Source organism: Mesorhizobium sp. M0152 (genome assembly GCF_040322415.1).
Classification (GTDB): Bacteria; Pseudomonadota; Alphaproteobacteria; order Rhizobiales; family Rhizobiaceae; genus Mesorhizobium.
This window is the reverse complement of record NZ_JAMYTH010000006.1, coordinates 72,450-87,916: the sequence shown is the minus strand read 5'-3', so window position 1 is coordinate 87,916 and position 15,467 is coordinate 72,450. Positions and strand designations below refer to the sequence as shown.

25 protein-coding genes are annotated in these 15,467 nt (G+C 61.3%); 18 read left to right on the top strand and 7 right to left on the bottom strand.

The window, feature by feature from the left end; translation table 11 throughout:
• Positions 1-2: 2 nt before the first annotated feature.
• Positions 3-242, bottom strand: coding sequence for a hypothetical protein (locus tag NKJ26_RS08920; protein WP_352694956.1), 240 nt, complete (start codon positions 240-242; stop codon positions 3-5).
• Between the two features lie 206 nt (positions 243-448).
• Between NKJ26_RS08920 and NKJ26_RS08915 the strand changes: the two genes are divergently transcribed.
• Positions 449-715 (top strand): hypothetical protein, encoded by a 267-nt coding sequence (locus tag NKJ26_RS08915; protein ID WP_352598430.1) that lies wholly within the window; start codon positions 449-451, stop codon positions 713-715.
• Positions 712-930 (top strand): hypothetical protein, encoded by a 219-nt coding sequence (locus tag NKJ26_RS08910; protein ID WP_352598429.1) that lies wholly within the window; start codon positions 712-714, stop codon positions 928-930. The genes NKJ26_RS08915 and NKJ26_RS08910 overlap by 4 nt, the downstream gene beginning before the upstream one ends.
• 57 nt (positions 931-987) lie before the next feature.
• Here the strand turns inward: NKJ26_RS08910 and NKJ26_RS08905 are convergent, their stop codons facing one another.
• A complete protein-coding gene (locus NKJ26_RS08905) occupies positions 988-3,345 on the bottom strand; it encodes an FdhF/YdeP family oxidoreductase (protein WP_352694955.1) in 2,358 nt (785 codons plus the stop codon).
• 190 nt (positions 3,346-3,535) lie between these two features.
• Between NKJ26_RS08905 and NKJ26_RS08900 the strand changes: the two genes are divergently transcribed.
• From NKJ26_RS08900 to NKJ26_RS08890, 3 genes are all read left to right on the top strand, one after another.
• Positions 3,536-3,754 (top strand): hypothetical protein, encoded by a 219-nt coding sequence (locus NKJ26_RS08900; RefSeq protein ID WP_352598427.1) that lies wholly within the window; start codon positions 3,536-3,538, stop codon positions 3,752-3,754.
• 73 nt (positions 3,755-3,827) lie between these two features.
• Entirely contained in the window at positions 3,828-4,430 is a 603-nt protein-coding gene (locus NKJ26_RS08895; RefSeq protein WP_352694954.1) for a diguanylate cyclase, read from the top strand.
• Positions 4,431-4,567: 137 nt separating this feature from the next.
• Positions 4,568-4,804, top strand: a complete 237-nt coding sequence (locus tag NKJ26_RS08890; RefSeq protein WP_352694953.1) for a hypothetical protein — start codon at positions 4,568-4,570, stop codon at positions 4,802-4,804.
• Here the strand turns inward: NKJ26_RS08890 and NKJ26_RS08885 are convergent.
• Complete coding sequence (locus NKJ26_RS08885) at positions 4,801-4,932, bottom strand: hypothetical protein (protein WP_352598424.1); 132 nt, start codon at positions 4,930-4,932, stop codon at positions 4,801-4,803. The genes NKJ26_RS08890 and NKJ26_RS08885 overlap by 4 nt on opposite strands.
• A 421-nt stretch (positions 4,933-5,353) precedes the next feature.
• Between NKJ26_RS08885 and NKJ26_RS08880 the strand changes: the two genes are divergently transcribed.
• The 4 genes from NKJ26_RS08880 to NKJ26_RS08865 are packed head-to-tail and all read left to right on the top strand — an operon-like array spanning position 5,354 to position 7,576.
• Entirely contained in the window at positions 5,354-5,656 is a 303-nt protein-coding gene (locus NKJ26_RS08880) for a hypothetical protein (RefSeq protein WP_352694952.1), read from the top strand.
• Positions 5,653-6,873, top strand: coding sequence for an NRAMP family divalent metal transporter (locus NKJ26_RS08875; RefSeq protein ID WP_352598422.1), 1,221 nt, complete (start codon positions 5,653-5,655; stop codon positions 6,871-6,873). The genes NKJ26_RS08880 and NKJ26_RS08875 overlap by 4 nt, the downstream gene beginning before the upstream one ends.
• Positions 6,873-7,232 carry a hypothetical protein gene (locus NKJ26_RS08870; protein ID WP_352598421.1) on the top strand — a complete coding sequence of 120 codons (360 nt, stop codon included), beginning with the start codon at positions 6,873-6,875 and terminating at the stop codon, positions 7,230-7,232. The genes NKJ26_RS08875 and NKJ26_RS08870 overlap by 1 nt, the downstream gene beginning before the upstream one ends.
• Before the next feature lie 2 nt (positions 7,233-7,234).
• The gene (locus NKJ26_RS08865) at positions 7,235-7,576 is read left to right on the top strand and encodes a hypothetical protein (protein ID WP_352694951.1); all 342 of its coding nucleotides are present in this window, start codon (positions 7,235-7,237) and stop codon (positions 7,574-7,576) included.
• Between the two features lie 46 nt (positions 7,577-7,622).
• Here NKJ26_RS08865 and NKJ26_RS08860 read toward each other — a convergent pair whose 3' ends face one another.
• Both NKJ26_RS08860 and NKJ26_RS08855 read right to left on the bottom strand, forming a co-directional pair.
• A complete protein-coding gene (locus tag NKJ26_RS08860; protein ID WP_352598419.1) occupies positions 7,623-7,946 on the bottom strand; it encodes a hypothetical protein in 324 nt (107 codons plus the stop codon).
• A gap of 62 nt (positions 7,947-8,008) precedes the next feature.
• Entirely contained in the window at positions 8,009-8,188 is a 180-nt protein-coding gene (locus NKJ26_RS08855; protein WP_502899464.1) for a DUF982 domain-containing protein, read from the bottom strand.
• Between the two features lie 336 nt (positions 8,189-8,524).
• Here NKJ26_RS08855 and NKJ26_RS08850 point away from each other — a divergent pair, with 336 nt between their 5' ends.
• The 6 genes from NKJ26_RS08850 to NKJ26_RS08825 all read left to right on the top strand — a co-directional run bounded on the left by NKJ26_RS08850 (position 8,525) and on the right by NKJ26_RS08825 (position 12,802).
• Complete coding sequence (locus NKJ26_RS08850; RefSeq protein ID WP_352598652.1) at positions 8,525-9,268, top strand: DUF4142 domain-containing protein; 744 nt, start codon at positions 8,525-8,527, stop codon at positions 9,266-9,268.
• Positions 9,269-9,283: 15 nt separating this feature from the next.
• On the top strand, positions 9,284-9,889 hold the full coding sequence (locus NKJ26_RS08845) for a general stress protein (RefSeq protein ID WP_352598418.1): 606 nt from the start codon (positions 9,284-9,286) through the stop codon (positions 9,887-9,889).
• A 209-nt stretch (positions 9,890-10,098) separates the two neighbouring features.
• A complete protein-coding gene (locus tag NKJ26_RS08840; RefSeq protein WP_502899451.1) occupies positions 10,099-10,647 on the top strand; it encodes a DNA-3-methyladenine glycosylase in 549 nt (182 codons plus the stop codon).
• A gap of 211 nt (positions 10,648-10,858) precedes the next feature.
• Positions 10,859-11,053 carry a hypothetical protein gene (locus NKJ26_RS08835; protein ID WP_352598415.1) on the top strand — a complete coding sequence of 65 codons (195 nt, stop codon included), beginning with the start codon at positions 10,859-10,861 and terminating at the stop codon, positions 11,051-11,053.
• Positions 11,054-11,250: 197 nt separating this feature from the next.
• Positions 11,251-12,060: a nucleotidyltransferase family protein gene (locus tag NKJ26_RS08830; RefSeq protein WP_352598414.1), complete on the top strand. Its 810-nt coding sequence runs from the start codon at positions 11,251-11,253 to the stop codon at positions 12,058-12,060.
• Positions 12,053-12,802, top strand: coding sequence for a metallophosphoesterase family protein (locus tag NKJ26_RS08825; protein WP_352694950.1), 750 nt, complete (start codon positions 12,053-12,055; stop codon positions 12,800-12,802). Before NKJ26_RS08830 ends, NKJ26_RS08825 begins: the two co-directional genes overlap by 8 nt.
• 36 nt (positions 12,803-12,838) lie before the next feature.
• Here the strand turns inward: NKJ26_RS08825 and NKJ26_RS08820 are convergent, their stop codons facing one another.
• Complete coding sequence (locus tag NKJ26_RS08820; protein ID WP_352598412.1) at positions 12,839-13,024, bottom strand: hypothetical protein; 186 nt, start codon at positions 13,022-13,024, stop codon at positions 12,839-12,841.
• A gap of 183 nt (positions 13,025-13,207) precedes the next feature.
• Between NKJ26_RS08820 and NKJ26_RS08815 the strand changes: the two genes are divergently transcribed.
• Both NKJ26_RS08815 and NKJ26_RS08810 read left to right on the top strand, forming a co-directional pair.
• Complete coding sequence (locus tag NKJ26_RS08815; RefSeq protein WP_081689674.1) at positions 13,208-13,372, top strand: hypothetical protein; 165 nt, start codon at positions 13,208-13,210, stop codon at positions 13,370-13,372.
• A 132-nt stretch (positions 13,373-13,504) separates the two neighbouring features.
• Positions 13,505-14,122, top strand: coding sequence for a flavodoxin family protein (locus tag NKJ26_RS08810; protein ID WP_352694949.1), 618 nt, complete (start codon positions 13,505-13,507; stop codon positions 14,120-14,122).
• 154 nt (positions 14,123-14,276) lie between these two features.
• Here the strand turns inward: NKJ26_RS08810 and NKJ26_RS08805 are convergent, their stop codons facing one another.
• Positions 14,277-14,576 carry a DUF1236 domain-containing protein gene (locus NKJ26_RS08805; RefSeq protein WP_352694948.1) on the bottom strand — a complete coding sequence of 100 codons (300 nt, stop codon included), beginning with the start codon at positions 14,574-14,576 and terminating at the stop codon, positions 14,277-14,279.
• Between the two features lie 187 nt (positions 14,577-14,763).
• On the opposite strand from NKJ26_RS08805, the gene NKJ26_RS08800 reads away from it, so the two are divergent.
• Positions 14,764-15,444, top strand: coding sequence for a DUF1236 domain-containing protein (locus NKJ26_RS08800; RefSeq protein WP_352694947.1), 681 nt, complete (start codon positions 14,764-14,766; stop codon positions 15,442-15,444).
• Positions 15,445-15,467: the final 23 nt, after the last annotated feature.

Here is a 15,467-nt window from a genome sequence, read left to right as displayed (position 1 = left end):
GCTCAATCCACTGGCTTGTCGGTAGGCCGCGGTGTGGTGCCCGACTGACGCCGCGCGCCGGCGTTGCGGTTGGTCACGGGATTGTCGAGCGGAACGGTTGATGGCCGGGGCGCTCCGGCGGTCTTTGGCGTTGGCGGTTTTGCACCTGCATCCGTATCGCTGGCATCCCGTTTTGGATGCGGCAGGCCGCCGGCATTCGGCGAGCGGATGGCGGGTTTGGATGTGGAGTTGTCGTTGACCATGACGATATCTCCTCTGGCCCGTGGATGTTCCGAAGGTCAATCGCCGGCACTGTCGAAAGTTCCGCAGCCGTCAACGACGCTGTCGATGGCGTTGTTTGCGGTGCCAGGGATAGCGCGGGCAGCTTTGTCACTCCAGCGCGGCAGGTTTTCTGGTTCGAGCGGGAACAACCCGCGGGTCCGGCAGTTCGGCGCGCAGGAGCAACAGAATGCAATACGCCGAAGAAATCGCGCTCAGGCGCGTGAAGATGCTGGTGGAACAATACGTTCTCGCCAGAAGCAGAAGATACGATTTCGTCTCGACGGAATTGGCCTGCAAGGCCATTCGGGAAGTGGTGCGGAGCCCGGTCGAGGATACCGAACTGGACAACATGTTGGCCCGGAGCGCCTTCAAACAGGGCCTTTCGGTGCGATTCGACCGGAAAGGGCACTGGCACGCTGCGTTGCCGGCATCCGACCAAGGAGGACCGGGATGAGAGCGGCTTTGTTTGCGCTGACGGCTCTGATCTCCCTGGCTGGGTGCAACAACAACGCCGATCCGGTCAAGTCCAAGACCGATACGACGAACAGCCAGCCGGTCGACAAAAACCCGACGACAGACACGAATCCAACCCCGCAGACCACGACCGGCGGGGATCAACAGGGCACCCAACCAAGCCAGCCGGCATCTCCCAAGCCTTCTGGCGGTTAGTTTCAGTCGTTCGGGCTGGATACCGTCCAAGGCCCGATTATCGATCGCCCATTTCAATCATCTGGTTGGCGACATCGAGGCGTGGCCTGCGCCTGCCCTTTGAACCCGGCCTGCCTGGCTGACAATTCTGACTGGAACCGACTTGGCCGCTGGAACGTGAGCCTTCTTGGCCCGATGCCACAGCGGAACCAAGGGGTTGAGTTCCGGATAATAACCGGCGCAATTGCCCTCCGGCACCGAATAAGGCGTGACGCGTAGGCCGCGTACGCGCCGCTCCACGCCGTCATCGGCATGGGTTTCGAGATCGACCTCCTGCCCGGCGCTCAGCCCGAACCGCTGGATGTCCGCCTCATTCATCAGCAACACCATGCGGGTGCCGTGGATGCCGCGTAACCTGTCATCATAACCATAGACGGTGGTGTTGAATTGGTCGTTCGAACGCACCGTGATCAGCGTAAGCACATTGCGGCCAGTGACATCGATATCGGGATTTGCTTCAAGCGTCGTCGGCAGCTTGAAATTGGCCTTCTTGTTGGGGGTCTCCCAAACGCGTTTCGATGCCTTGATATCGCGGTGGAACCCTCCGGGGGTGAGAAACCGCCTGTTGAACTGTCGAAAATGCTGCGGATAGCAACGCTCGATCTCGTCTCGAATGCGAGAATAGTCGGCGACCCAGTCATCCCACGGGATCGAACTCATGCCCGGCACCGTGGTCTTGGCCAGTTCCGCCACGATCATCGGCTCCGACAGCAGATTGGGCGAAGCGGGGGGGCGCGAGCCGAAGGAGCCATGGATGCAGGCGGTGGAATCTTCGACGGAAACTGTTTGATCGCCGCTAGCCTGATGATCTCTTTCCAGCCGTGACAGGCAAGGCAGCAGATAGGTGACTGCTCCCGGCAGGAGATGACTTCGATTGAGTTTGGTCGCGATCTCGACATGCAGGCCAAGTCCGCGCCATGCCTTCTCGACCAGGCCGGTTTCGGGCACGGCACGCGTGAAATTACCGCCCAGGCCAACAAACCCCTTCACCGAGCCGGCGATCACGCCTTCACAAGTCTCGACCGTGTCCAGGCCTTTCTCGCGCGGCGGCTCGAAAGAATAGAATTCGGCGAACTTGTCGAGCGGAACGAGTTCGGGTTTTTCGGATATGCCGACGGTGCGCTGGCCCTGAACGTTGGAATGGCCACGCAGCGGCGAAATGCCGGCGCCTGGCTTACCAATATTGCCGCGCATCAGCAGCAGATTGCACAGCATCTGGACGTTCTCGGTGCCATGCCGATGCTGCGTCAGACCCATGCCGTAATTGCCGATCACCGCGTCCGAACGGCCATAGACTTCAGCGACGTGCTCCAGATCTGTCCGCGCGATGCCAGACCGTTGAACGATGTCTTTCCAACTGGTGGCGCGCAGGTAGGCCTCGAATTCGGCGAAGCCGTGCGTGTGCTCCGCAATGAAATCGGTGTCGAGAACACGCGGGGCGCCGAGGTTCCTCGCAGCGTCATCGAGTGCCAGTACCGCCTTGGCAATGCCGGTCATGGCGGCGATGTCGCCGCCGGCGCGGATCTGGAAGAAATCGCTCGACATCTTGGTGCCGGGGCCGGGCGACAGCATCTCAACTGGATCCTGCGGATTCTTGAACCGCTTCAGCCCTCGCTCCGGCAACGGGTTGAAGGTGAATACCGGCACTCCGCGCTGACGCGCGTCCTGCAACGGATGCAGCAGCCGCGGCGCCGTCACCCCGGTGTTGTGGCCGAAGAAGAACATCATGTCGCATTTGGAGAAATCGTCGAGCTGCACGGTTCCAACGGGCGAGCCGATCGATTCGGGAAGGCCGACCGAGGTGGATTCATGACACATGTTGGACGAGTCCGGCAGGTTCGACGACCCGTAGATGCGCGCGAAGAGCTGATACATGAAAGAGGCTTCCAGCGAGGCCCGGCCGGACGTGTAGAAAACGACCGACTTCGGATCGAGCCGCCGAAGCTCCATCCCGATCTCGCCAAAGGCGTCATCCCAGGAGACCGGTTCATACCGGTCGGTGATGGCGTTGTAGCGCAAGGGATCCGTAAGTCTGCCCTGCTTTTCCAGGTCGCGGTCCGGCCAGTCGAGCAGCTCTGTGACCGTATGTCGGGCGAAGAAATCGCGGCCGCAGCGCAGCTTGGTCTGATCCCAGATGGTAGCCTTCGCGCCGTTCTCGCAGAATTCGAAGGGCCTCGGCTCGGCCGGCTTCGCCCACGAGCATGAGACGCACATATAGCCATCAGCCTTGTTCTGCTTGAGCAGCGTGCTCCATATTCCCGATAGAAGCAGGCCTTCGCCATATGCCTTGCGGACCAATGACCTCAGCGATCCCCATCCTCCTGTCGGGTGATCGTATTTCTTCGTTTCGATGCGATCGGCTACGGCGGGTTTCATGGACGGCGTCCTCGCAAGCACGGATACCGAACCCGGCCCGCCCTTGATTGTTCCCGCGCGTCCGTGAATTCGGGACATCGCGTGATCAATTTCGACCGGCGTCAATCTCCAAGGTTCGGCGGCACCGATCGCGGTCCGCCTGTGGAACTATTTTCATGATTGGCTGTTCGGCAAGGGAAGGAGGCGGGCAATGGAGCGACGCAACGCAGTGATTTCGCTGGTGATAGCGGCAATCGTCATCATCGGCTTTCTGATAGGCTTCCTCTATGCCGACATGGGCTGGCGCACCTCGCCATTGAAACGGGCGCCCGAGCAGAACCAGGGCGGCAACGCCCCGCAGGACACTTCGCCGGCCGCCGGCATCAAGAAAAATCCGAACGAAAATACCGAGATGCCGCGGCAGCCATAGGCAGCGGCTCGATAGCAACAGGGCCAGCTCCGACAGGGAGTGGCTCCCGGCCCACCGATGCGAAGAGGGGAAGATGCTGTCCGATCCTACCGTGCTGATCCTGATGTATTTCGTGCTGCCAGTCTGGTTGGCAGCCGGATTTGCCGACTGGCTTTGTCATCGAGCCTCCCACATCGAATCGACGACCGGCGCCAAGGAATCCCTGATCCATCTGCTGATGTTCGCCGAGGTGGGAATACCCTTGCTGGCCGCCATGTTCCTCGACGTGAATGCCCTGGTGATCGCCGTCATGATCGTCGCCTTCTTCGTCCATGAGGCGACGGCGATATGGGACGTGCGCTACGCCACGACGGCGCGTACCGTCGCGCCGGTCGAACAGCATGTTCACAGCTTCCTGGAAATGATCCCGCTGATGGGGCTGGTCAGCGTCGTTTCGCTTCATTGGGGCCAGTTTCTCGCCCTGTTCGGGGCAGGGCCGGAAACCGCACGCTTCGAAATTGTCTGGAAATCGCAGCAGCTGCCCGTGACCTACATCGCCTGCGTGATGACCGTGATCCTGCTTTTCGAACTGCTCCCCTATGTGGAGGAGTTCGTCAGGGGGTTGCGGGCCAACGCCGGCCGACTGATCCCGCCGAAAGCAAGGCGAGGCAATCCCGGCCAGACAACATTGCGCTGACGCGATTGCAGCAATTCGTACCGATCGCGGTGCATCGGGCATGACGTCCCAGCCGGGCTGGAATGCCGGTGTCTGCTGCGGAACATTTCTGCAGGTCCGGCTGTTGAAGGGGCAGAGTACCGGTCCGGAGTACGATGATGGGGTTCTTTTCCGATCTCGACAAGAAGCTGACGGAGAATGTCTATGAGCATGGCAGCCAGCTGACCGATCCGGCTGCGGACCTCCCGCAGGCGGTCACCGATACTGTCGAACGGCTGATGCCCTTCGTCCAGCCCGAGGCGCGCGAGACGGTCAGAGTCCAGATTCTCGGCCTGATCCGCGAGTACAGGATCGACCATCCTCAAACCGGCACCGAAACAGATCGTCCGGCTTAGCCGTTCTGGTCTATTGCATGAGGGGCTGGTTGGCTCCCGCCGTTCCCGGTCGGCTCGCGCCCGAACCACAGCCAGGCCGCGAACACCACGATCAGCACAATGACTATCCAGGCGATGAGACGAGGCATTGGGTATCCTTCCTGTCAGACGTCCGTACATCAGTCCGGCTGTGAGCTTGCCGCTTTAGAGTGGCGCCTCCCTCGTGCTTTTTAATCCGGCGATCGATGCTTTGTTCCGCTGCGGCTTTCAGGCCGTACCACAAAGCTCCCCGCGGGCTTTTAGCTGACCACCACTGATTGGCGGCTTCGATTTGACGGGCTCACCGGGCGCTCTAAATCAATGTGGCGCGCCTGACACTGTTTCGTTCAGGTGGCGGGGGAGACCATTCGCGTGGCGCACCGAACGCCTGCTGTAGCCTTTCGAGGCGGTCATCTTGGTCTCGACTGCGCCGTCCTGCTGTTGCTCATGGCCGTGTCGTCTGCATGCTCGCCCTCCGACCCGATCGAGCAGCAATCACGCACTGCCGCCTCCGCGGCGCGGACCGTTTCCATGACGCTCGATGGCTGGATGGCAGGGACGGCACCATCCGCATACACTTCGGATACACTGCAATCGGTCGGCAACACCCTTACCGACATCGACGCGCAGATCCGATCGGCCGGATTTGCCGAACTCGGCGAGCAAACCGCCTTGGCGGCTGCGGTCAAGGACATGTCGGTCGCCGTGGCGCGCGCTCGGGCAGGGGTGCTGGCGGGCCGTCGCCCGGACGTGCAAGAGGCGCAACAAGATGTTCGGGCAGCTTCGCGCTCGCTCGCCGCCGCCTACGCCAGATACTTCGCGCCGAAGCCATGAAGAAGCTGTTGGAAATATCGCTCGGCGTCGTTACCAGCGTTGGCGGATTCCTCGAAGTCGGATCGATGGCGACGGCGGCCCAGGCGGGTGCAGCCTTTGGTTTTCAGTTGATCTGGGCGGTGGTTCTCGGCACCATCTGCATCATCTTTCTCGTCGAGATGGCCGGACGGTTCGCCGCCGTGAGCCATCACACCATCGCCGACGGAATCCGGGAAAGATTTGGCTTCACCGCCTTTCTTTGGCCGCTGGTTGCAATCCTCCTTGTCAATTTCCTGGTGATGTCCGCCGAGATTGGCGGCGTTGCCATCGCGCTCGAACTTGCCACCGGCATTGGCTTCCAGTGGTGGGCTCTGCCGGTGGCCTTTCTGGCATGGCTGTTGCTGTGGAAAGGCACGTTCGGCTTCATCGAGAAAGGCGTATCGATCCTTGGTCTGGTGACGTTGTGTTTCGTCGTCGGGGCGGTGATGCTGAAGCCCGACTGGAGAGCGGTCGCGACGGGGGCTGTGCCTACTCTGCCGGCGCATGACGCGGCCACTTACTGGTTCATGGCAGTCAGCATTCTCGGCGCCTCGATATCGCCCTACCTGTTCATGTTCTATTCCTCGGGCGCGATCGAAGACCAGTGGGACGAAAGCTACCTTGGAGCCAATCGGGCCATAGCCGGATTGGGTATGACCTTCGGTGGCACGATCTCGGTCAGTGTGCTGATCGTGGCGGCTCTCGTGCTCGCGACGAACGGCATCGATCAGGTGGACGATTATCATCAATTGCCGCTGATGCTGATTCCGATATTCGGTTTCTGGGGCTTTGTGCTGTTCGTCGCCTCGCTGGCCATCGCCTGCTTCGGCGCCGCGCTCGAAGTCGGGCTGCAACAAGCCTATCTGGTGGCGCAGGGTTTCGGCTGGACCTGGGGCGAGAACCAGAAGCCGCGCGACAATCCGGGGTTCAGCAGCGTCTACACCTTGTCGACGTTTCTCGCCGCCGTTCCGATCGCGCTCGGCCTCGATCCGCTGCGGCTCACCATCTTTTCCATGGCACTGACGGCCGCCAGCCTGCCGCTTAGCGTGGTTCCCTTCCTCTTCCTGCTGAACGACAAGCGCTATGTCGGCGAGCACCGCAACGGCGTCATCTCGAATGCCGCGGTCATCTTCATCATCGCGCTCGGTTTCGTGCTCGCCGTCGTGACCATTCCCTTGCAGATATTCGGAGGCACATGATGGATTTGCTGCGCGATATCCTCGACAAGCAAGTGGTCGACCGCGAGCAGGTCAAGATCGGCAAGGTCGACGGGCTGGTCGCCGAATTGCGGCCAGGCAAGCCGCCCAGAATCGTTGCGATCGAGCTCGGCGCCATCACCCTGGCCCGTCGTCTTGGGGCGCGGCCCGGGCGCTGGACGGCGCAACTCGCGGCAAGGCTGGGCGGCAAGCGGCATGGCGAGCCGCACCGGATAGCGTGGAACAAGGTGCAAGATATCGGCGTCGATATCCAATTCGATATCGATGTCCGCGAGACGTCGATTTTCGCCTGGCAGGACTGGTTGCGCGATCATGTCATCGGACGCATCCCGGGAGCTTGATGATGACCACGGTCAACCTCGAACATCTGGCAGGACGCCGCGTGCTCTCGCAGCGCGGCAAAAGCATCGGTCACATCGAGGAGATACACGCCGAGCAGGACGGCGACGATCTCGTGGTGACCGAATTCCATATCGGCGTCTATGCTGCGTTCGAGCGTTTATCCGCTTCCGCCATCGGCACGGCGGTGCTCGATTTCTTTCGGCTGCGCCGCGGCGAGGGTTTGTATCGCGTTCCCTGGGACATGCTCGACATCTCCGATCCGGCACGGCCAAGGCTGCTTCGTCCGATGACGGAGCTTCCGCGCATGAACGGCAATCCCGGTCCTGGTCAAACCGGCAGGTAGGGCCGATGATTGGGCGGTCCCGTTTCGGCGCACCGCCGTGAAGGCTTCAGCGCAGTATGCTTGCCGCCAAAAAGGCCGCGGCTGCCGTCAGAACGACAACTCCGATCACCAGCAGCGGCCAATTGCTGCGGGGCTGAAGTTCAGGCTCGCTCGCCACCGGCCGCATCGCATTGGCGAAAGTCGCATCGTTCGTGAATTTTGGCTGGCGTGTATGTTTCTCATCCGCGATCGGGTTCTGGGTATCGGCCGCTTCGGCATCCGTCTCAAGAGGTGCCACCGCAGGGTCGAATCCTGGCGTCTTGTCGCGCGTGGCGCCCGCCTGAATTTCACCTCTGGTCGCGGCAAGACTGGATTTGGGAACCTTGGCCATGATCATCTCCAGAGAAATGAATGCCGAGCATCTTCGTATGCCGCCGGAGCGAACTCGGCCATCTAGATCTGATCGCTGAGCAGGATTCTGGCGTCCTTGGCCGCGACAATGAACGCTTGTCGTGCAACCCTGGGCGGTTTCTCGCCGCGCATGACGGCAAGGCACGCTTCGATTGCCGCGAGACGCCTGGCGCATGCTGGTTTCGGCCAGTCGCGCAGCAGCACTTGAGCTGCGTCCGGCACCGAAACCACGACCCTGTCGCGGTCTATCCGGCCAGGCTGGATGACAATTGGCTTTCTGAAATGTCCTGTACGCACGGCACCCCCCGCGAAAGCAGACCGGCCGCATCGCGGCAGAGCACTCCTCCAATCGCGCAGCCGCGGATTTGTTCCCGCCGCGAGATATTTTTCTTGCGAGTAGCTTTTTGGCGACGTCGCAAGGCTTCTCGTCCTGAAGGGCGGGAGCCGGCAAATTGTCCCACAGCGGCCGTCCGCTCCGGCACATCTCGGTGTCGGAACAAAGGGCTTTTCGACTTGTTAGGGCGGTCCGCGAAATCGCGCACCGACAGGACAAAGCCAATGAAAACGCGACACCTTCTTGCCTCATTCGCCGCTGCTTCCATTGTTCTCGCAATGCCCGCTTTCGCTGCCGACGGCGCGCAGGATTTCGTCGATAAGGCCGCTGCGGGCGGCAAGTTCGAAGTGGATTCGAGCAAGATTGCCCAAGACAAGGCTCAGGATCAAAGCGTCAAGGATTTCGCGCGAACGATGATTCGTGACCATGGCGCGGCCAACGCCAAGCTGGAGGCGGTTGCCGGCGAACAAAAATTGAAAGTGCCGGCGGCGCTCGACGCCCAACACCAGGGCGATCTGGACAAGCTTCAGAAGGCGCAAGGCCCAATTGATCCAGCCTATGTCGACATGCAGCGCAAGGCGCACGCCGATGCCGTCAAGCTGTTCGAAACCTATGCCCGGGACGGCGACAACGCGGCCCTCAAGACATTCGCCCAGCAGACGGTCGATACGCTGAGGCTGCATAGGGAGATGATTGAAAAGATCGCCGCCGCGCAGGATTCCATCACTGGAGCGACAACGCCCGCGGTGAAGACCACGAACACTCCCAACGCCGCCACTCTCGTCCCCGGCGCAAATAGTTTCACCGAGACGCAGGCGAAGAGCCGCATCGAGGATGCGGGCTATTCCAACGTATCGAAGCTTACGAAGGACAACCAGGGCATCTGGCGCGGCCAAGCGAGCAAGGCAGGTGCAAGCTTCGCCGTTGGGCTCGACTACCAGGGCAACGTCGTCGCCAGCAGCAACTGAGCAAGGAGAGATCAAATGAAAACGGTAACTGGATTGTTCGACAATTACGACGATGCGGCCGACGCGGTCGGTGAACTGGAAGCGACGGGAATCCCGGCGTCGGACATCAGCATCGTCGCCAACAACGCCGATGGCTGGTACGACGGAAATCGTTCCGAAGCCGCTGAAGATGCTGCCAGTGGCGCAGGAATAGGGGCCGTGATCGGCGGTGCCGGCGGACTGCTGACAGGGTTGGGCGTCATGGCCATTCCGGGCGTCGGACCCGTGGTCGCGGCCGGGTGGCTTACCGCCACGGCCACCGGCGCGGTTGCCGGTGCGGTAGCGGGGGGCGCGGCCGGTGGAATTGTCGGCGGCCTGACAGGATCGGGCGTGCCCGAAACCGATGCCCACGTCTATGCGGAGGGCGTACGCCGAGGCGGCACCTTGGTCACCGCCAAGGTGGAGGATGAGCTTGCTCTCAACGCCGAGGAGATTCTTGGACAGTCCGGGTCGGTCGACCTGAAGGAGCGTCGCAGGACATACGAAGCCGGCGGCTGGACGAGGTTCGATGCCAATGCAGGCGAGTATGCTCGCGACAGGACCGATCGCGGCGACAGCACCCGCGTGACCAACCGGCCCTGACGACAGACAAGCCTCGCGGGGGCAGTTCCCCACGGCTCCGACTCAGGTTGGCAAATGGCCCGAGACGGCCAACACCGGCGGTGCTGCCAGCTGCCCGGAGTCGTTGCCCTGGGCACTTCCCGTCATGCCTTGACGCCCGTCGTTCCTGAGTGGCACCAAGCTGTTTCGGTGCGGCGGGTTCGTTCTCTTCGCCGGTTCAGGATGCAGTGTTGCCAATAAGCAGTTTTTTCGATCGTGATGCCTACCTTGTGGCACGCGACATGATTGGCGCGACGCTTCGGTTGCATGGGGTCGGCGGAACCATCGTCGAGACCGAGGCGTATCGCCCTGACGACCCGGCATCACACGCCTTTGGCGGCAAAACGCTCCGCAATCAGGCGATGTTCGGTTCTCCAGGTACAGCCTATGTCTATCGCTCCTACGGTTTGCACTGGTGCCTCAACGCCGTGTGCCTTCCCGGCAGCGCGGTCCTCGTCCGTGCAATCGAGCCCCAATCGGGGCTGGAAACAATGCGGACCAATCGCGGACTTGATGACATTCGCCTGCTCTGCTCGGGGCCTGGACGCCTCTGTCAGGCGCTCGGCGTGGATGCCTCCTACGATGGGGCGCCACTCGATGCGTTGCCCTTTGAATTCATGCCGCGGCCGATGTCTGATCCTGCTCTGCTGATCGGACGCAGAATCGGCCTTTCCAAGGCCGCGGAGGCGGAGTGGCGGTTTGGATTGCGAGGCTCGCTATATCTAAGCCGCAAGTTCTGATCCGCCGCAAGTGCGGCCCGGCCGCGACTGGCTGATTGGCCCTGTGACTGGCGTCATTCGCCCGATCGGCTTTCCCGTTGCGGAAGTGCGTTCAACGCCGCACGCGTCGGACCCCCTTCACGAAATGTTACGTCTGGGAACGTTCCCGCGGCAATTTCTTTAATCCAAGGGAGGCGGTTATCGCCTCTCGTGACTGCAAAGGAGAAGAAGAATGCCCAATCAAGGTGGTAGCCACGAACAGCATGTGAAGGCCGGCCAGCAGAGCCACAAGAACATGGACAAGGGCCGCCAGCAACAGCAGGCGGCGGGCGACAGCCAGCGGCAGCAGGGCGATGGTTCAAGGACGCGTGGCGGCACTCATGAACAGCATGTGAGAGCCGGCGAACAGAGCCACAAGAACCGCTAACCGCAACTGTCCGCAAATCCCGGCGAGCCCGTCCCGAAAATCGAGGTGGGCTCTCGATTGTGCGCCGCACGGCGGCATTGAATCCGCAGGACGTCCCCACATCATCGCGGCGATGAATCCTGGCCCGTCCGCTGCACGGCGGAACCGGGCCGGGTCTACATTGTTACCCTAGGACCGGATTCGGAGTCGCTCGTTTCATGACCAATGGTCCTTTACCCGAGAACGTTCTGGTCGCGCTTCCCACGATCGATGCGAAGGCGGCGCCTACGCTCAAGAACGCCGAGGCGGAGGTGTTTTACACCGAGGCGATCCGCGAGCTTTCCGCCACGGACATCCCTTTTCTCGTCGCCGGAACCTATGCGGTGAGCGCCTATACAGGCGTCGCCCGCCAGACCAAGGACCTCGATATCTTCTGCAAGGCCGGCGACTTCGCGCGTATCCTTGCCCATTTCAAGGTGCTTGGATACGCGGTCGAAATCGTGGATGACCGGTGGCTTGGGAAAGTTTTCAAGGGCACGCATTTCTTCGACGTCATATTCGGCTCTGCGAATGGCATGATGCCTGTCGGCGACGGGTGGCTGGAACACGCCCGCCAGACGGAGTTGCTGGGCAGCAGGGTGAGGATCATCGGGCCGACCGAGCTGATCTGGTCCAAATGCTTCATCCAGGACAGAGGGCGCCACGACGGAGCCGACGTAGCTCATACGATTCTCAAGGCGCACGAGCAGATCGATTGGCACAGGCTGCTTTCCTATCTGGAGGTTCACTGGGAGCTGCTGTTGATGCAGCTTCTCAATTTCAGATGGATCTATCCGAGCGAGCGAGACCACGTTCCGGCGTGGCTGCTCGATGAACTGCTCGAGCGCCTCGGCAAGCAAAGGCAATTGCCGGCCCCCCGGATGAAGATCTGTCGCGGGCGCCTGCTTTCGCAAACCGATTACGAAATCGACGTCAAGGAATGGGGCTTTGCCGGCGTTGGCGGCGTAGGAGAATTTCGTGATGGCTGATCGCAACGAGAGCGCCACGCCAACCGACGGCGCACGCACGCTCAAAATTGCCGCGATGGGCGATCTGCATGTCAGGGAAGACGCTCAGGCCTCGTATCGCGATCTTTTTGGGGAAATATCGCGCCAGGCCGATGTTCTCGTCCTCACGGGAGATCTCACCAACCTTGGCAAGCCGCGTGAAGCGGAGTTGCTGGCCGAGGATCTGCGCAACTGCTCCATCCCGGTGGTGGGTGTGCTTGGCAACCACGACTATGAGTCCGACGCGGTGGAAGACGTCACGAACATCCTGCGCCAGGCGGATGTTCATCTCCTCGAAGGGCAGGCGGTCGAAATCGAAGAGGTCGGTTTTGTCGGAGTGAAGGGTTTCATTGGCGGCTTCGGGTCGCGCATGCTTGGCTCGTTCGGCGAACGGGCGATCAAGGCGATGGTCGCGGAAAGCGTGAACGAGGCAATGCAACTCGAAAACGCGATGCGCCAGGTCCGCGCGAAACGGACGCTGGTGATCCTCCATTACGCGCCAATTATCGAGACCGTCGCAGGGGAGCCGCTGGAGATATTCCCGTTTCTCGGCTCATCGCGCCTGGCGGAAACAATCGATCGTTTTCAGGTCAGTGCGGTCGTGCATGGTCATGCCCATCGCGGCTCCTACGAGGGTCAAACGCCCGGCGGAGCCAAGGTCTACAACGTCGCCATGCATGTGGCCAAGCCGAGTGGCCGTCCCTACGCCCTGATCGAGATCTGAAGCGGCACCGGTACAACTGTAGCTTTTGGCAGGAGTTCAGTTCGCGGCGCTGATCGATTTCGCCAGTTCTTCGAGTTTCTTGGGGTCGTTGCCGTGGCGGCGCACCAGTTCGCGGGCCTGCCTCGAAGGCAGATCGGCCGTGGCCGCCAACTGCGCTACCTGCCGATCGTCGATGGCTATTTGCGGCAAGGTGTTGTCCAAATCTGCTGCTTTATCGTTCACGACGGTTCTCCTCGGTCATTGTCAAAAACAACGGCTTCAAAATCGGACCGGTTCCGAAGGATTTGCAAAACTGTCGATAGCGCATTGCGGTCGCTGGCGATGCGTGGTCCGGCAATGGCGTGGATTCTGCCAGGAACCATGGCAAGGCGGACGAGTTGTCTCCACTGAACGGAGGTGATTTCGATGCAGCGGCCAAGAGAACCCGACCCCAATCGCGATGCGCCCATGCCGGCACCAAACTGGAAGCCCGACCCGATCGAGGAGCCCGACCCGGAAGGGCTGCCGGACGAGACGCCTTTGCCCAACCCCGACGAGAACGAGGAGCCGCCAATTCACGCTACGGGCTGACCGCGATTGGCGAGCGTTATGCGGGGCCGCTGACGGCCGAAGTCGTCGCGGAGCGACAATTGTGTTGCCTCGTCCTATCGGGCGCGGTTTGGGCCTCGCCGGTTGGGCTGAGAACCCGCACAGGAGCACCTCATGCGACTTAAGGCCTTCGCGCTCAATTGCACGCTGAAAATGCCTGGGGATGCGGAGCCGTCGTCCACGGACCGGCTGCTTGCCGATCTGCTGTCGGCGATGGTGCCGCACGGTGTCACCGCGGAAATCGCTCGAGCGCTGGACCACGACATCAGGCCCGGCGTGCTGTCGGACATGGGCAAGGGAGACGACTGGCCGAAATTGCGTCGGAAGATCGCCGAGGCCGATATCTTCGTGCTGGGACTGCCGATCTGGCTCGGCCAACCGTCTAGCGTGGCCAAACGTGTATTGGAACGCATGGATGCGTTTCTGTCGGAGACCGACGAGAAGGGCCGGATGCCGGCCAGCGGCAAGGTCGCGTTGGTGGCGATCGTCGGCAACGAGGACGGCGCGCATGCATGTCACGCCGCATGCTTTCAAGCACTGAATGATGTCGGCTTTACCTTGCCAGCCAATGGCGGCGTTTACTGGGTGGGCCAAGCAATGGGCGATACCAATTACGTCGATCTGCCTGGAACACCGGAACCGATGGTGAAGATGATTGAAATGGCGGCGTCAAATGCGGCCCATCTGGCCGCGTTGCTGAAGGCCCAAGAATACCCGGGCGAGGGCGATTGATGGCCTTGGCGAGCGGCACCGCGACAATGGCGGTGTCCGCCGCCGTTCGCGGCGGACATCGGTTGGGACGATCAGTCTCGGAATTTCCTGTCGTTCGCAGCATATGCAATCGCGGCCCGGTTGGCGCCGAACAGGCTGTAGGCGAGACTGCGGATCACTCAATGACTTGCACGATTTTGCGGGTGCTGGGGTCGACGAGAACCGTCCGATTGTCGATGACCACATAACGATATTTCACGTCGGGAACTTCGTGAAGTTCAACGGTGTCCGGCAACGTTGAACCCAGATTGAGTTCCACTCCCGGAACCTGGATCGACGCAAGCGGCTGCTTCTTCACGTACTCTTTGATGACGGTTTCCTCCTGCGGCTGGATCACCACATCCTGTGCGGCAACTGCACCGGCACCCGCCAGAAAGAGCACGCTGGCTGCTGTCCCTATGAGATATGTTTTCATCGGTGTTTCTCCATCGAACGTTCGTCGGAGCCACCTCTCGCCAGCGGAATGCCGGCCGCGGGCAACCCGTGCCCGAACTGCTCAAACCGCGGTCGGTTCCAACTTTCAGATATATTAGCTTGAGGTGGAACAAAGCCATGCGGGGAGAGTTCGCGCCGAGAGGGACGACCTTTCAAGGAGAACTCTCATGAAGACCATTCTGATCACCAGTGTGTTGGCGCTCGGCGTCGGATGTGGAGCGGCAATCGCCCAGACTCAGCAGTCCGGTGGAGCGACGCAATCGGATGAATCCGGCAATTGCGTAACCGGCTCGACCAACTGCAAGAATGGCAAGACCGAGCAGCAGACGCAAGGCAAGGCCGGCACCACGACCGAGCAGCAGATGCAGGGCAAGGCCGGCACCACGACCGAGCAGCAGACGCAAGGCAAGGCCGGCACCAAGACCGAGCAGCAGACGCAGGGCAAGGCCGGCACCACGACCGAGCAGCAGGCGCAAGGCAAGGCCGCGACCACGACCGAGCAGCAGACGCAAGGTAAGACAGCGACCACGACGGATCAGCAGGCGCAAGGTAAGACCGGAACCACCACCGACCAGAATTCAACCGCCTCGATCAACAACGTGACCGTCGAGCAAAAAACCGAAATCACGAACGTGATCAGAGAGACGAAGGTCGAGCCTGTTGCCGACATCGGCGTGGACATATCGGTCGGCGTTACGGTGCCGAAGAAGGTGCGGCTGCATCGGCTTCCGAAGCGGATCGTCAAGATCGTGCCCGCCTATGAAGCCTACGAGTATTTCGTCTTGGCCGACGGCAGGATTGTCATCGTCGATCCGAACTCGTACACCATCGTGGCTATTCTGACCTGATTTGAAGCCAGGGCGGCGGTGAC

Coding starts and splice junctions, on each gene's coding strand:
- NKJ26_RS08920 (WP_352694956.1), bottom strand. CDS start 242: ATGGTCAACGACAACTCCACATCCAAACCCGCCATCCGCTCGCCGAAT.
- NKJ26_RS08915 (WP_352598430.1), top strand. CDS start 449: ATGCAATACGCCGAAGAAATCGCGCTCAGGCGCGTGAAGATGCTGGTG.
- NKJ26_RS08910 (WP_352598429.1), top strand. CDS start 712: ATGAGAGCGGCTTTGTTTGCGCTGACGGCTCTGATCTCCCTGGCTGGG.
- NKJ26_RS08905 (WP_352694955.1), bottom strand. CDS start 3,345: ATGAAACCCGCCGTAGCCGATCGCATCGAAACGAAGAAATACGATCAC.
- NKJ26_RS08900 (WP_352598427.1), top strand. CDS start 3,536: ATGGAGCGACGCAACGCAGTGATTTCGCTGGTGATAGCGGCAATCGTC.
- NKJ26_RS08895 (WP_352694954.1), top strand. CDS start 3,828: ATGCTGTCCGATCCTACCGTGCTGATCCTGATGTATTTCGTGCTGCCA.
- NKJ26_RS08890 (WP_352694953.1), top strand. CDS start 4,568: ATGGGGTTCTTTTCCGATCTCGACAAGAAGCTGACGGAGAATGTCTAT.
- NKJ26_RS08885 (WP_352598424.1), bottom strand. CDS start 4,932: ATGCCTCGTCTCATCGCCTGGATAGTCATTGTGCTGATCGTGGTGTTC.
- NKJ26_RS08880 (WP_352694952.1), top strand. CDS start 5,354: ATGACGCTCGATGGCTGGATGGCAGGGACGGCACCATCCGCATACACT.
- NKJ26_RS08875 (WP_352598422.1), top strand. CDS start 5,653: ATGAAGAAGCTGTTGGAAATATCGCTCGGCGTCGTTACCAGCGTTGGC.
- NKJ26_RS08870 (WP_352598421.1), top strand. CDS start 6,873: ATGGATTTGCTGCGCGATATCCTCGACAAGCAAGTGGTCGACCGCGAG.
- NKJ26_RS08865 (WP_352694951.1), top strand. CDS start 7,235: ATGACCACGGTCAACCTCGAACATCTGGCAGGACGCCGCGTGCTCTCG.
- NKJ26_RS08860 (WP_352598419.1), bottom strand. CDS start 7,946: ATGGCCAAGGTTCCCAAATCCAGTCTTGCCGCGACCAGAGGTGAAATT.
- NKJ26_RS08850 (WP_352598652.1), top strand. CDS start 8,525: ATGAAAACGCGACACCTTCTTGCCTCATTCGCCGCTGCTTCCATTGTT.
- NKJ26_RS08845 (WP_352598418.1), top strand. CDS start 9,284: ATGAAAACGGTAACTGGATTGTTCGACAATTACGACGATGCGGCCGAC.
- NKJ26_RS08835 (WP_352598415.1), top strand. CDS start 10,859: ATGCCCAATCAAGGTGGTAGCCACGAACAGCATGTGAAGGCCGGCCAG.
- NKJ26_RS08830 (WP_352598414.1), top strand. CDS start 11,251: ATGACCAATGGTCCTTTACCCGAGAACGTTCTGGTCGCGCTTCCCACG.
- NKJ26_RS08825 (WP_352694950.1), top strand. CDS start 12,053: ATGGCTGATCGCAACGAGAGCGCCACGCCAACCGACGGCGCACGCACG.
- NKJ26_RS08815 (WP_081689674.1), top strand. CDS start 13,208: ATGCAGCGGCCAAGAGAACCCGACCCCAATCGCGATGCGCCCATGCCG.
- NKJ26_RS08810 (WP_352694949.1), top strand. CDS start 13,505: ATGCGACTTAAGGCCTTCGCGCTCAATTGCACGCTGAAAATGCCTGGG.
- NKJ26_RS08805 (WP_352694948.1), bottom strand. CDS start 14,576: ATGAAAACATATCTCATAGGGACAGCAGCCAGCGTGCTCTTTCTGGCG.
- NKJ26_RS08800 (WP_352694947.1), top strand. CDS start 14,764: ATGAAGACCATTCTGATCACCAGTGTGTTGGCGCTCGGCGTCGGATGT.